This is a genomic window from Pseudomonas sp. rhizo66 (assembly GCF_031931925.1).
Classification (GTDB): Bacteria; Pseudomonadota; Gammaproteobacteria; order Pseudomonadales; family Pseudomonadaceae; genus Aquipseudomonas.
In genome coordinates this window covers 113,209-127,043 of record NZ_JAUJWZ010000002.1, presented here as the reverse complement: position 1 = coordinate 127,043, position 13,835 = coordinate 113,209, and the positions used below count along the sequence as shown (strand labels likewise).

General features: G+C 57.1%; 11 protein-coding genes. 4 read left to right on the top strand and 7 right to left on the bottom strand.

The annotated features are described in order from the left end of the window. Positions 1-17 precede the first annotated feature (17 nt). From rsmG to rpmH, 7 genes are all read right to left on the bottom strand, one after another. The gene (gene rsmG, locus QZR14_RS02610; RefSeq protein WP_311995825.1) at positions 18-662 is read right to left on the bottom strand and encodes a 16S rRNA (guanine(527)-N(7))-methyltransferase RsmG; all 645 of its coding nucleotides are present in this window, start codon (positions 660-662) and stop codon (positions 18-20) included. Then, the gene (gene mnmG, locus QZR14_RS02605; protein ID WP_311995824.1) at positions 659-2,557 is read right to left on the bottom strand and encodes a tRNA uridine-5-carboxymethylaminomethyl(34) synthesis enzyme MnmG; all 1,899 of its coding nucleotides are present in this window, start codon (positions 2,555-2,557) and stop codon (positions 659-661) included. The genes rsmG and mnmG overlap by 4 nt, the downstream gene beginning before the upstream one ends. 551 nt (positions 2,558-3,108) lie before the next feature. Beyond that, positions 3,109-4,479, bottom strand: coding sequence for a tRNA uridine-5-carboxymethylaminomethyl(34) synthesis GTPase MnmE (gene mnmE, locus QZR14_RS02600; RefSeq protein WP_250605567.1), 1,371 nt, complete (start codon positions 4,477-4,479; stop codon positions 3,109-3,111). A gap of 81 nt (positions 4,480-4,560) precedes the next feature. After that, positions 4,561-6,243 carry a membrane protein insertase YidC gene (yidC, locus tag QZR14_RS02595; protein WP_250605566.1) on the bottom strand — a complete coding sequence of 561 codons (1,683 nt, stop codon included), beginning with the start codon at positions 6,241-6,243 and terminating at the stop codon, positions 4,561-4,563. 2 nt (positions 6,244-6,245) lie between these two features. Beyond that, the gene (gene yidD, locus QZR14_RS02590) at positions 6,246-6,491 is read right to left on the bottom strand and encodes a membrane protein insertion efficiency factor YidD (RefSeq protein ID WP_010465488.1); all 246 of its coding nucleotides are present in this window, start codon (positions 6,489-6,491) and stop codon (positions 6,246-6,248) included. Beyond that, positions 6,484-6,885, bottom strand: coding sequence for a ribonuclease P protein component (rnpA, locus tag QZR14_RS02585; protein ID WP_042704971.1), 402 nt, complete (start codon positions 6,883-6,885; stop codon positions 6,484-6,486). Before rnpA ends, yidD begins: the two co-directional genes overlap by 8 nt. Before the next feature lie 16 nt (positions 6,886-6,901). Continuing rightward, entirely contained in the window at positions 6,902-7,036 is a 135-nt protein-coding gene (rpmH, locus tag QZR14_RS02580; RefSeq protein ID WP_003213577.1) for a 50S ribosomal protein L34, read from the bottom strand. Between the two features lie 566 nt (positions 7,037-7,602). On the opposite strand from rpmH, the gene dnaA reads away from it, so the two are divergent. Genes dnaA through gyrB form a run of 4 tightly spaced genes read left to right on the top strand, consistent with a single transcriptional unit; the run spans position 7,603 to position 13,813 of the window. Further along, a complete protein-coding gene (dnaA, locus tag QZR14_RS02575; RefSeq protein WP_250605565.1) occupies positions 7,603-9,129 on the top strand; it encodes a chromosomal replication initiator protein DnaA in 1,527 nt (508 codons plus the stop codon). Between the two features lie 39 nt (positions 9,130-9,168). Then, positions 9,169-10,272, top strand: coding sequence for a DNA polymerase III subunit beta (dnaN, locus tag QZR14_RS02570; protein WP_007911887.1), 1,104 nt, complete (start codon positions 9,169-9,171; stop codon positions 10,270-10,272). A 14-nt stretch (positions 10,273-10,286) separates the two neighbouring features. Then, positions 10,287-11,390, top strand: a complete 1,104-nt coding sequence (recF, locus tag QZR14_RS02565) for a DNA replication/repair protein RecF (RefSeq protein WP_038359568.1) — start codon at positions 10,287-10,289, stop codon at positions 11,388-11,390. A gap of 5 nt (positions 11,391-11,395) precedes the next feature. After that, entirely contained in the window at positions 11,396-13,813 is a 2,418-nt protein-coding gene (gene gyrB / locus QZR14_RS02560; RefSeq protein WP_007960764.1) for a DNA topoisomerase (ATP-hydrolyzing) subunit B, read from the top strand. Positions 13,814-13,835: the final 22 nt, after the last annotated feature.

Sequence of the window (13,835 nt, the reverse complement as noted above, 5' to 3'; positions counted from 1 at the left end):
CTTGCTTGTGTTCCCAATCATGCCGTGCGGCGCAGTATCAGCAGATGGCGTTGGCCTTGGCAACCGGGTACGGCCAGGGCGTGTTCGCTATCGAGTTTGAAGTCTGCCGGCAATGCTACCAGCTCATCGGCCGGATGAACGCCCTTCATTGCCAGCCAGCGTGTATCGGCATCGCCGAGGTGGCGAGTCCAGTTGGTGAAGTTTTCCATGCTGCTGAACGCCCGGGAAATGATCCCGTTGAACGGCTGGGCAGGCTGGAACGCTTCGACACGACTGTGGATAACTTGCAGGTTATCCAGTTTGAGTTCGAGTTTGACCTGAGTCAGGAAGCGGGTTTTCTTGCCGTTACTGTCCAGACAGGTCACTTGCGCGTCCGGATACAGGATCGCCAACGGGATCCCCGGCATGCCGCCGCCGCTACCGACGTCGAGCCAGCGACCGTTTTCGATAAACGACATCACGCTCAGACTATCGAGCAAGTGCCGCGAAACCATCTCGTCCGGATCGCGCACGGCGGTCAGGTTGTAGGCCTGGTTCCATTTGATCAACAGGGCCAGATAACCCAGCAGCAATTCGCGCTGGGTTTCAGTGAGGTTGACACCGAGCTCGCGGGCTCCTGTGGATAACTCTTCGGCGTGTTGCGAAGTGACCTTAGAACTCAAGCGCTTTGCTCCAACTGACGGCCCGCGCCGCGTTTTTTCAAATGAATCATCAACAGCGAAATCGCTGCCGGGGTCACGCCCGGGATCCGCGAAGCCTGGCCGAGCGTCTCTGGACGAGTCGCGCCGAGCTTGCTCTGGATCTCCTTGGACAGACCGGAAATGTTGGTGTAATCGATGTCCACAGGCAATTTCGTGTCTTCACTGGCGCGCAGACGGGCGATTTCGTCCTGTTGACGGTCGATGTAACCGGCGTATTTGGTCTTGATTTCAACCTGTTCGGCGACCTGTGGATCTTCGGCGCCGTTGCCGGTCACTTCGACCAGACCAGCGTAGTCGATTTCCGGACGACTCAAGAGGTTGAGCAAGTTGTATTCGTGGGTCAGCGGCGTGCCGAATTTCTCGGCAATCGCGTCGCCTTGCGGCGTGTTCGGGCGAACCCAAGTGCTTTTCAGGCGCTGTTCTTCGAGTTCGATGCTTTCGCGCTTCTTGCAGAACGCCGCCCAGCGCACGTCATCGACCAGACCGAGCTCGCGACCTTTTTCGGTCAGACGCAGGTCGGCGTTGTCTTCACGCAGGATCAGGCGGTACTCGGCACGGGAAGTGAACATGCGGTACGGCTCTTGGGTGCCGAGGGTGATCAGGTCGTCGACCAACACGCCGATGTACGCTTCATCGCGACGCGGGCACCAGGCTTCTTTGCCCTTGGCGCGCAGTGCCGCGTTGGCCCCGGCCAGCAAACCCTGGGCGCCGGCTTCTTCGTAACCGGTGGTGCCGTTGATTTGTCCGGCAAAGAACAGACCGCCAATGACTTTGGTTTCGAGGCTGTACTTCAGGTCACGCGGATCGAAGTAGTCGTACTCGATCGCATAACCTGGACGCACGATGTGTGCGTTTTCCATACCGCGAATCGATTGCACGATCTGCAATTGCACGTCGAACGGCAAGCTTGTGGATATCCCGTTCGGATACAGCTCATGGGTGGTCAAACCTTCCGGTTCGATGAACACCTGATGGCTTTCCTTGTCGGCAAAGCGGTGAATCTTGTCTTCGATCGACGGGCAATAGCGCGGGCCGATGCCCTCAATCTCGCCGGCAGCGGAATACATCGGCGAACGGTCGAGGTTCGCCGCGATGATTTCGTGGGTGCGGGCGTTTGTGTGAGTAATCCAGCAACTGACCTGGCGTGGATGCTGTTCTTTGTTGCCCATGAACGACATCACCGGGATCGGCGTATCGCCGGGTTGCTCGGTCATGACCGAGAAATCCACTGACTTGCCGTCGATACGCGGCGGCGTACCGGTTTTCAGCCGACCGACACGCAGTGGCAGCTCACGCAGACGGTGAGCCAGTGCGATCGAGGGCGGATCACCGGCGCGGCCGCCGGAAAAATTCTGCAAACCGATGTGGATAAGTCCGCCAAGGAACGTACCGGTGGTCAACACCACGGAATCAGCGAAGAAGCGTAGACCCATTTGCGTGACAACACCACGGACTTGTTCCTGCTCGACGATCAGGTCATCAGCAGCTTGTTGAAATATCCACAGGTTCGGCTGGTTTTCGAGGATTTCGCGGACAGCGGCTTTGTAGAGAATGCGGTCAGCTTGCGCACGGGTTGCACGCACGGCCGGGCCTTTACGGCTGTTCAACACGCGAAACTGGATGCCGCCCAAATCGGTAGCTATGGCCATCGCGCCGCCGAGGGCGTCGATTTCCTTGACCAGATGGCTTTTGCCAATGCCTCCGATGGCAGGGTTGCAACTCATGGCGCCGAGGGTTTCCACGTTATGCGTCAGCAACAGGGTTTTTGCCCCCATACGTGCTGAGGCCAGTGCTGCCTCGGTACCGGCATGACCGCCGCCGATGACGATCACTTCAAAACGGGAAGGGAAATCCACCACGCACCTCGTGCCTGCTTAAGTAGGTCATTCAGGAAATAGTTTGAGATCAGGTTTCTGGACCTGGTCGACAAGTATAGGGACTTCGCCCTTCCTAAAGAACCCTTTGCACAAAATTTAACCAGCTGTGGAGAACTCGAGGTTAAAAGAATAAAAAAGAGAGAAATTTATAAAACCTTTGTTTTTATGTTTATTCTTACTGAGCGGCCTTTCTGTGGATAGATTGCTAGAAGCCTTTATATTCAATGTGTACAGAGTTTCAAAACCCTGTGCTCATGTGCCAATGAGGCCCTTGGATAACCGGTGTAAGCCTGTGGATGAAAGGGGTGGTTATCCACAGAGGAGGTTATATCCAGTTTTGAAGCCCTGTTATCAACTGACCTTAGTGGCAGTTATTCACAGGGCTTAATCCATAGAAAATTCATAATCGGATGAATTCCGGGCACGAAAATACCGCTCGAACTGGAGAATCAGTCGGGCACTGAGGCTGATATTTAGAAAGAAGAAACAAAAACGGGCCACGAACGGGCCCGTTTGAATACATCGGCTGGTTACTTACCGATGCAGAAGCTGGAAAAGATCCGCCCCAGCAGATCATCGGAGCTGAAGGCCCCGGTGATTTCACCCAGAGAGTGCTGGGCTTGGCGCAGATCTTCGGCCAGAAGCTCACCAGCCCCCGCCAAAGTCAGCTGTGCGCGACCATGTTCCAGCGCCGCACTGGCGTGGCGCAAGGCTTCCAGATGCCGGCGGCGAGCACTGAAACTGCTTTCAGAGGTTTGCTCGTACCCCATGCAGGCCTTGAGATGGTCACGCAGTAGTTCCAGTCCTTCACCTGCAGATTTGGCGCTCAGGCTGATGGTCACGTGGCCGTCATCGCTGACTTCCAGGGCAATGGCCTCGCCCGTAAGATCAGCTTTATTACGAATCAGAGTGACCTTCGCCGGATCGGGGCGTACTTCAAGAAATTCCGGCCATAAGGCGAACGGGTCCAACGCTTCTGGCGCTGTCGCATCGACGACCAGCAACACGCGATCCGCTTCACCGATGGCCTTCAGTGCCCGCTCGACGCCGATCTTTTCTACCTGATCATCGGTGTCGCGCAGACCGGCAGTGTCCACAACATGCAACGGCATACCGTCGATGTGGATATGTTCGCGCAGGATATCCCGCGTGGTGCCGGCAATCTCGGTGACGATGGCGGCTTCCCGACCGGCCAAAGCATTCAACAGGCTGGATTTGCCGGCATTCGGACGACCGGCAATTACCACGGTCATGCCATCACGCAGCAAGGCACCCTGCCCGGCCTCGCGCAGTACTGTGGATAACTCATCGCGCACTTTATCGAGCATGCTCAATACATGGCCGTCGGCGAGGAAGTCGATTTCTTCTTCCGGGAAGTCGATCGCGGCTTCGACGTAGATGCGCAGACCGATCAGTTGTTCGGTCAGGTTATGCACACGTTGGGAAAACGCGCCCTGCAATGAACGCAGGGCATTGCGCGCAGCCTGTGCAGAACTGGCCTCGATCAAATCGGCAATCGCCTCGGCCTGGGCCAGGTCGAGTTTGTCATTGAGGAAGGCACGTTCACTGAATTCCCCCGGACGGGCCAAGCGACAGCCCAATTCCAGGCAACGCTTGAGCAGCATGTCCAGCACGATCGGGCCGCCGTGGCCCTGCAGTTCCAGCACGTCTTCGCCGGTGAACGAGTTTGGCCCCGGGAAATACAGCGCCAGACCTTCATCGAGCACTTGCTGGTCGTCACTGAAAAACGGCCCGTAATGGGCGTAACGCGGTTTCAGTTCACGGCCGCTGATGGCTTGCGCTGCAACACTGGCCAACGGCCCGGAAATACGGACGATGCCCACCCCGCCGCGACCTTGAGCGGTGGCGACGGCGGCAATGGTTTCACGAGGTGTGCTCATAAACCGGAATCCAGACAAAAGTGGCAGATAGCAAAACGCCCCACTAGGGGGCGTTTTGAGTGGTGTTATCCACAGTGCAAGTTACGCCTCGGCTTTTTTCGTCGCCGCTTCGATCTTACGCGTGATGTACCACTGTTGTGCAATCGACAGGCAGTTGTTCACAACCCAGTACAGCACCAGACCTGCTGGGAACCACAGGAAGAAGAAGGTGAAGATGATTGGCATCATTTTCATGACCTTCGCCTGCATCGGATCCGGCGGAGTCGGGTTCAGCTGCTGCTGGATGAACATGGTTGCGCCCATGATGATCGGCAGAATGAAGAACGGATCCTTGATCGACAGGTCAGTGATCCACAGCATGAACGGCGCCTGGCGCATTTCCACGCTTTCCAGCAGAACCCAGTACAGCGAAAGGAAAACCGGCATCTGCACGAGGATCGGCAAGCAGCCGCCCAGTGGATTGATCTTCTCTTTCTTGTACAGCTCCATCATGGCTTGCGACATTTTCTGCCGGTCATCGCCATGTTGCTCTTTCAGAGCAGCCAGTTTCGGCGCAACGGCACGCATGCGCGCCATCGATTTGTAGCTGGCAGCCGACAGAGGGAAGAAAAGACCCTTGATCAGCATGGTCAGGAAGATGATCGACCAGCCCCAGTTACCGACAATGGCGTGGATGTGTTGCAGCAGCCAGAAGATTGGCTGGGCAATGAACCACAGAATGCCGTAGTCGACAGTCAGTTCCAGACCTGGGGACAACTCTTTCAGCACAGCCTGGCTTTTCGGACCGGCGTACAGCACAGCGCTGGTTTCAACTTTGGCACCCGGAGCAGCGGTCAATGTAGGACCGGTGTAACCGATGATGTAGTTGCCTTTGCTGTCTTTACGGGTCTGGACGATGTTGTTTTCGCCCTTGGCCGGAATCCACGCGGTCACGAAGTAGTGTTGCAGCCAGGCTACCCAGCCACCGGTGACGGTTTCTTTGAGCTGTGCCTTGTCCATGTCCTTCATGGACACTTTCTTGTACGGCTCCGAACTTGTCCACAGGGCGGCGCCCAGGTAGGTCGCGGTGCCCGTCGCGGTGGTGGACGAAGGATCAGCGCTAGCATCGCGCTTCAACTGCGCGAACATCGCGCCATTCCAGGGCTGAGCGCTCTGGTTATCCACAATGTAGGAAACGGCTACGTCATACAGGCCGCGTTTCAGAGTGAAACGCTTGATGTAATTGACGCCGTCCTTGCTGAACTTCAGGTCGACGACCAGTTGGTCCTGACCGTCAGCCAGTTGATAAGTCTTCTTCTCCGAGGAGTAAACCGGACGACCGGCCGGGTTTGCATCCGGGCCGTTGGTGCCAATCAGACCGCTTTGTGCCAGATAAACACGTTCGCCACCGTTATCGAACAGCTGGAACGGTACATCAGGACGATCCTGACGACGTGGATACAAAGGCAAGGTCAGCTGCGCAACGTCGCCACCCTGTGGATCGATCGCGAGATCGAGCACGTCGGTTTTGATCTGGATCAGATCCTTGCTGGCGGCTACCGGAGTTTCGGCAGGTGCGCTGGTATCGCTAGCGGCGCGCGGAATATCGTCACTGGCGGCAGCATTATTGCCAGTGGCGGTGTCCGGCAAACCGGATGTAGTCGTACTGGAAGCAACATTCTGAGTCGGCAGGGCAGCCTGGCCATAGTCCTGGTTCCATTTAAGAACCATAACGTAGGACACGATTGCCAGGGCGACGATCAGGATCGTGCGTTTGATATCCATGATTACTCGGCCATCGAAGAAGAACGGGAGGTAGGGATAGGTGGAACCGGGTCATAACCACCGGGATTCCACGGATGACAGCGACCTAAACGACGAAAGGTCAGCCAGCCACCGCGCAGAAGGCCATGATTTTCGATGGCTTCATACGCGTAGCAGGAACAACTGGGGTAGAAACGACAGTGGCTGGCCATCAAAGGACTAATGGCATAGCGATAAAACTGGATCGGAACGAGGGCCAGTTTACGCATCTGGACTGTCTACCCCTACAGTTTCGGTTTTGACTTCTGGAACTGGCTTGCTGCGTGCCAGACGCTTCCAGAGCTTGCCGAAATGCTGAATCAATTCGGGGTTTTCTACATCGCCCAGACCTTTGCGCGCGACGATAACGATGTCCCAGCCGACCAGTGAATCCTGGTGCAGACGGAACGATTCGCGCATCAAACGTTTGAGACGATTGCGCTCAACGGAGAGCTTTACGCTCTTTTTCCCGATAACCAGCCCGAGACGGGGGTGATCAAGATCGTTGTTGCGTGCAAGGAGCAGGAGATTTTTCCCCGGAACCTTGCCGGTAGGGGAGTCAAAGACTGCCTTGAAATGCCGGGGAGTAAGCAGACGCTTTTCCCGACTGAAGTCCTGACTCACCTCCAGTACCGGATTATCAAACTGCCAGACGCGCACGACCTTTGGCGCGACGACGCGACAGGACTGCGCGGCCGTTCTTGGTAGCCATGCGAGCACGGAAACCGTGGGTACGAGCGCGTTTGATAGTGCTTGGTTGGAAAGTACGTTTCATGTCGTGTTACCTGGTTCGTCCACAACGGGCCGGAATGGCCCCCGTTTTAAGAGACCGGGGATTCTAGAGAAAGCATGCCTTCAGGTCAATTTCCAACCAACGTTTCCTTATAAATAGATCTCGAGGCTGTATCTGACTGAACGGCTGTCTGCCAAACATAAAAATAAAGAAGGGAATTATTTAAAGCTTTTCTGTAAAGCTTGTAAAAGCTAGGCCTGCCCTCTTCTGTGGATAAGTGGCATCACGCCTTATACAGCCTGATGTACAGAGAATGACAACTACAGTGGAAAACCGTGCTCAGCCTGTGCTGCGCTATCGGATAACCTGTGTGTGGAAAGGCGTGTTATCCACAGGCAGGTTATCCACCGAGTTCAACCCCCAGTTGTCCAGTGCCCTTAGAGGCGGTTATCCACAGAGCTTATTCACACACCGTTGGTCGCCTTTTTTCGATTTAACGCATTGATAAATCATGGTCACCGGGCAACCTGCATGTGGATAAGTGGACGGCTCGCCGCTACAATGGCCGCTTGTTTTTGCCTCACCGGCTTTCAACTTAGGGGATATCCGTGTCAGTGGAACTTTGGCAGCAGTGCGTGGAGCTTTTGCGCGAGGAGCTGCCTGCCCAACAATTCAACACCTGGATCCGTCCACTACAGGTCGAAGCCGAAGGCGACGAGTTGCGCGTCTACGCACCGAACCGTTTTGTGCTGGACTGGGTCAACGAAAAGTACCTGGGCCGTGTCCTTGAACTGCTGGATGAGCATGGCAACGGCATGGCGCCGGCGCTCTCCTTATTAATAGGCAGCAAACGCAGTTCGGCTCCGCGTGCGGCGCCGAATGCTCCGCTCGCCGCCGCGCAGGTTTCCCAGGCCCAGGCAAATGCCGCGCCTGTCAGCACGCCGGCACCCACGCAGACGCCTGCGCCGGCGGCCAAGCGCTCGACGCAGAAAAGCCCGGAAGTCAGCGATGAACCGTCTCGCGACAGTTTCGATCCGATGTCCGGTGCCGCTTCGCAGCAAGCCCCGGTTCGCGCCGAACAACGCACCGTGCAGGTCGAGGGTGCGCTCAAGCACACCAGTTACCTGAACCGCACCTTCACCTTCGAAAACTTCGTTGAAGGTAAATCCAACCAGCTTGCCCGCGCAGCGGCATGGCAAGTAGCGGACAACCCCAAGCACGGCTACAACCCACTGTTCCTTTATGGTGGCGTCGGCCTGGGTAAAACCCACTTGATGCACGCGGTGGGTAACCATCTATTAAAGAAGAACCCGAATGCCAAGGTCGTGTACCTGCATTCCGAGCGCTTCGTGGCGGACATGGTCAAGGCGCTGCAACTGAACGCGATCAACGAGTTCAAGCGTTTCTATCGTTCGGTGGATGCTTTGCTCATCGACGATATTCAGTTCTTCGCCCGTAAAGAGCGCTCGCAGGAAGAGTTCTTCCACACCTTCAACGCCCTGCTTGAAGGTGGCCAGCAGGTCATTCTCACCAGTGACCGCTATCCGAAAGAAATCGAAGGCCTTGAAGAACGCCTCAAATCCCGCTTCGGCTGGGGCCTGACGGTTGCCGTCGAGCCGCCTGAACTGGAAACCCGCGTGGCGATCTTGATGAAGAAGGCCGATCAGGCCAAAGTCGAGTTGCCGCATGACGCCGCGTTCTTCATTGCCCAGCGCATTCGCTCCAACGTCCGTGAACTGGAAGGCGCGCTGAAACGCGTGATCGCCCATTCGCACTTCATGGGCCGCGACATCACCATCGAGCTGATTCGCGAATCCTTGAAAGACCTGTTGGCGCTGCAGGACAAACTGGTCTCTGTGGATAACATTCAGCGCACCGTCGCCGAGTACTACAAGATCAAGATCTCGGATCTGCTGTCCAAGCGCCGTTCGCGCTCGGTGGCTCGTCCGCGTCAGGTGGCCATGGCCTTGTCCAAGGAGCTGACCAACCACAGCCTGCCGGAAATCGGCGATGTGTTTGGCGGCCGCGACCACACGACCGTGTTGCACGCCTGCCGCAAGATCAACGAACTTAAGGAATCCGACGCGGACATCCGCGAGGACTACAAGAACCTGCTGCGTACACTGACCACTTGATGAACACCAGCGCAGCTTATTAAGGCAAGGGACTAGACCATGCATTTCACCATTCAACGCGAAGCCCTGTTGAAACCCCTGCAACTGGTCGCAGGCGTCGTCGAGCGCCGACAGACCTTGCCGGTACTCTCCAACGTGCTGCTGGTTGTCGAAGGCCAGCAACTGTCGCTGACCGGTACCGACCTCGAAGTCGAACTGGTCGGTCGTGTGCAACTTGAAGAGCCGGCTGAAACAGGGTCCATCACCGTGCCTGCGCGCAAGCTGATGGATATCTGCAAAAGCCTGCCCAACGACGCGCTGATCGACATCAAGGTCGACGAGCAGAAGCTCGTAGTGAAGGCTGGGCGTAGCCGCTTCACCCTGTCGACTCTGCCAGCCAACGATTTTCCGACCGTTGAAGAAGGTCCGGGCTCGCTGACTTGCAGCCTTGAGCAAAGCAAGCTGCGTCGCCTGATCGAACGCACCAGCTTCGCCATGGCTCAGCAGGACGTGCGTTATTACCTCAACGGCATGCTGCTGGAAGTGTCCGAAGGCATCATCCGCGCCGTGGCCACCGACGGCCACCGTCTGGCCATGTGCTCGATGAAAGCCGATATCGGCCAGCCGGATCGCCATCAGGTGATCGTGCCGCGCAAGGGTATCCTTGAACTGGCCCGCCTGCTCACCGAGCCGGATGGCAACGTCAGCATCGTGTTGGGTCAGCACCACATCCGTGCGACCACTGGCGAGTTCACCTTCACCTCGAAACTGGTCGACGGCAAGTTCCCGGACTACGAGCGTGTTCTGCCGAAGGGCGGCGACAAACTGGTGCTGGGCGATCGTCAGGCCTTGCGTGAAGCGTTCAGCCGTACCGCGATTCTGTCCAACGAGAAGTACCGCGGTATCCGTCTGCAGCTGGCTAGCGGTCAGCTGAAGATCCAGGCCAATAACCCGGAGCAGGAAGAGGCGGAAGAGGAAGTGGGCGTTGAATACAACGGCGGCTCCCTGGAGATCGGCTTCAACGTGAGCTACTTGCTCGACGTGCTGGGCGTGATGACCACCGAGCAGGTTCGTCTGATCCTGTCCGACTCCAACAGCAGTGCGCTGGTGCAAGAGTCCGACAACGACGATTCGGCTTACGTTGTCATGCCGATGCGTCTGTAATCAGCTGACTCTGGATGTCCTTAAGTCGTGTTTCGGTCACCGCGGTGCGTAATCTGCACCCGGTGACCTTCTCCCCCTCCCCCCGCATCAACATTCTTTACGGCGCCAACGGTAGCGGCAAAACCAGTGTTCTGGAAGCCATTCATCTGCTGGGGCTTGCCCGTTCGTTTCGCAGCACGCGGCTATTACCCGTCATTCAGTACGAACAGCTCGCCTGTACCGTTTTTGGTCAGGTTGAACTGGCTGAAGGCGGACACAGTGCGCTGGGGATTTCCCGAGACCGTCAGGGCGAGTTCCAGATCCGCATCGACGGCCAGAACGCCCGCAGTGCTGCGCAGCTCGCGGAGATCCTGCCCCTGCAGTTGATTAACCCGGACAGCTTCCGCCTGCTTGAAGGTGCGCCGAAGATTCGTCGTCAGTTTCTCGATTGGGGCGTGTTCCACGTCGAGCCGCGCTTCATGGCCACTTGGCAGCGTTTGCAGAAGGCCTTGCGCCAGAGAAACTCCTGGCTGCGGCATGGTACACTTGACGCCGTTTCGCAAGCGGTTTGGGACAGGGAACTGTGCCAGGCCAGCGCTGAAATCGATGAATACCGCCGCGCTTACATCAAAGCCTTGAAACCAGTCTTTGAACAAACCTTGAGCGAACTGGTTGAGCTCGAAGGTTTGACGCTCAGCTATTACCGAGGCTGGGACAAAGACCGGGAATTGAGCGCCGTACTGGCCGGTTCCGTGCAACGGGACCAGCAAATGGGCCATACCCAGGCCGGACCGCAACGAGCTGATTTGCGTCTTAGATTGGGCGCACACAACGCCGCGGACATTTTGTCCCGGGGTCAGCAGAAGTTGGTGGTCTGTGCATTACGGATTGCTCAAGGGCACCTGGTCAGCCAGGCCCGCCGCGGTCAGTGTATTTATCTGGTGGATGACTTGCCGTCCGAGTTGGACGAGGGCCACCGTCGCGCGCTGTGCCGCTTGTTGGAAGACTTACGCTGCCAGGTGTTCATCACCTGTGTAGATCACGAATTATTGAGGGAAGGCTGGCAGACGGAAACGCCAGTCGCTCTGTTCCACGTGGAACAGGGCCGTATCACCCAGACCCACGACCATCGGGAGTGAAGGCATTGAGCGAAGAAAATACGTACGACTCAACGAGCATTAAAGTGCTGAAAGGCCTGGATGCCGTACGCAAACGTCCCGGTATGTACATTGGTGACACCGACGATGGCAGCGGTCTGCACCACATGGTGTTCGAGGTGGTCGACAACTCGATCGACGAAGCCCTTGCTGGCCACTGCGACGACATCAGCATCATCATCCACCCGGATGAGTCCATCACCGTTAAAGACAACGGCCGTGGCATCCCGGTAGACGTGCACAAAGAGGAAGGCGTTTCCGCCGCCGAGGTCATCATGACCGTCCTCCACGCTGGCGGTAAGTTCGACGATAACTCCTACAAAGTATCCGGCGGTCTGCACGGTGTAGGTGTGTCGGTAGTGAACGCTCTTTCCGAAGAGCTGGTACTGACCGTTCGCCGCAGCGGCAAGATCTGGGAACAGACCTACGTCCACGGCGTACCTCAGGCGCCGATGGCCATCGTTGGCGATAGCGAAACCACCGGTACCCAGATCCACTTCAAGGCTTCCAGCGAAACCTTCAAGAATATTCACTTCAGCTGGGACATCCTGGCCAAGCGCATTCGTGAACTGTCCTTCCTCAACTCCGGTGTCGGCATCGTCCTCAAGGATGAGCGCAGCGGCAAGGAAGAGCTGTTCAAGTACGAAGGCGGCCTGCGTGCGTTCGTTGAATACCTGAACACCAACAAGACTGCGGTCAACCAGGTGTTCCACTTCAACATCCAGCGTGAAGACGGCATCGGCGTGGAAATCGCCCTGCAATGGAACGACAGCTTCAACGAGAACCTGTTGTGCTTCACCAACAACATTCCGCAGCGTGACGGTGGCACCCACCTGGTGGGCTTCCGTTCCGCTCTGACGCGTAACCTGAACAACTACATCGAGCAGGAAGGTCTGGCGAAGAAGCACAAAGTCGCCACCACCGGTGACGATGCCCGTGAAGGCCTGACCGCGATCATTTCGGTGAAAGTACCGGATCCGAAGTTCAGCTCGCAGACCAAAGACAAGCTGGTGTCTTCCGAAGTGAAGACTGCGGTCGAGCAGGAGATGGGCAAGTACTTCTCCGACTTCCTCCTGGAAAACCCGAACGAAGCCAAGCTGGTCGTCGGCAAGATGATCGACGCTGCCCGTGCCCGTGAAGCGGCGCGTAAAGCCCGTGAGATGACCCGCCGCAAAGGCGCGCTGGACATCGCCGGCCTGCCGGGCAAGCTCGCTGACTGCCAGGAAAAAGACCCGGCACTGTCCGAACTGTATCTCGTGGAAGGTGACTCCGCGGGCGGCTCTGCCAAGCAGGGACGTAACCGCAAGACCCAGGCAATCCTGCCGTTGAAGGGCAAGATCCTCAACGTCGAGAAAGCACGCTTCGACAAGATGATCTCTTCCCAGGAAGTGGGCACCTTGATCACCGCGCTGGGCTGCGGTATCGGTCGCGAAGAGTACAACATCGACAAGTTGCGCTATCACAACATCATCATCATGACCGATGCTGACGTCGACGGTTCGCACATCCGTACCCTGCTGCTGACCTTCTTCTTCCGTCAGTTGCCTGAGCTGATCGAGCGCGGCTACATCTACATCGCCCAGCCGCCGCTGTACAAGGTCAAGAAAGGCAAGCAAGAGCAATACATCAAAGACGACGACGCCATGGAAGAGTACATGACGCAGTCGGCCCTGGAGGATGCGAGCCTGCACCTGAACGAAGAAGCCCCGGGTATTTCCGGTGAAGCGCTTGAGCGTCTGGTGAACGACTTCCGCATGGTGATGAAGACCCTCAAGCGTCTGTCGCGCCTGTACCCGCAGGAGCTGACCGAGCACTTCATCTACCTGCCAGCCGTGAGTCTGGAAATGCTTGGCGATCACGCCAAGATGCAGGACTGGCTGGCCCAGTACGAAGTCCGTCTGCGCACCGTCGAGAAGTCGGGTCTGGTCTACAAGGCCAGCCTGCGTGAAGACCGTGAACGTGGTGTGTGGCTGCCAGAGGTCGAACTGATCTCCCACGGCTTGTCGAACTACGTCACCTTCAACCGCGACTTCTTCGGCAGCAACGACTACAAAACCGTCGTCACCCTCGGCGCTCAACTGAGCACCCTGCTCGACGAAGGCGCGTACATCCAGCGAGGCGAACGCAAGAAAGCGGTCACCGAGTTCAAGGAAGCCCTGGACTGGCTGATGGCCGAAAGCACCAAGCGCCACACCATTCAGCGATACAAAGGTCTGGGCGAAATGAACCCGGATCAGCTGTGGGAAACCACCATGGACCCAAGCGTGCGCCGCATGCTGAAGGTCACCATCGAAGACGCCATTGGCGCAGACCAGATCTTCAACACCCTGATGGGTGATGCGGTCGAACCTCGCCGTGACTTCATCGAGAGCAATGCGCTGGCGGTGTCCAACCTGGATTTCTGATCCCGGTTTGCACCAAACAAAA

Excerpts from the sequence above, each read along its gene's own strand:
- mnmE (WP_250605567.1), bottom strand. The coding sequence starts at position 4,479 with ATGAGCACACCTCGTGAAACCATTGCCGCCGTCGCCACCGCTCAAGGT.
- yidC (WP_250605566.1), bottom strand. The coding sequence starts at position 6,243 with ATGGATATCAAACGCACGATCCTGATCGTCGCCCTGGCAATCGTGTCC.
- yidD (WP_010465488.1), bottom strand. The coding sequence starts at position 6,491 with ATGCGTAAACTGGCCCTCGTTCCGATCCAGTTTTATCGCTATGCCATT.
- rpmH (WP_003213577.1), bottom strand. The coding sequence starts at position 7,036 with ATGAAACGTACTTTCCAACCAAGCACTATCAAACGCGCTCGTACCCAC.
- dnaN (WP_007911887.1), top strand. The coding sequence starts at position 9,169 with ATGCATTTCACCATTCAACGCGAAGCCCTGTTGAAACCCCTGCAACTG.
- recF (WP_038359568.1), top strand. The coding sequence starts at position 10,287 with ATGTCCTTAAGTCGTGTTTCGGTCACCGCGGTGCGTAATCTGCACCCG.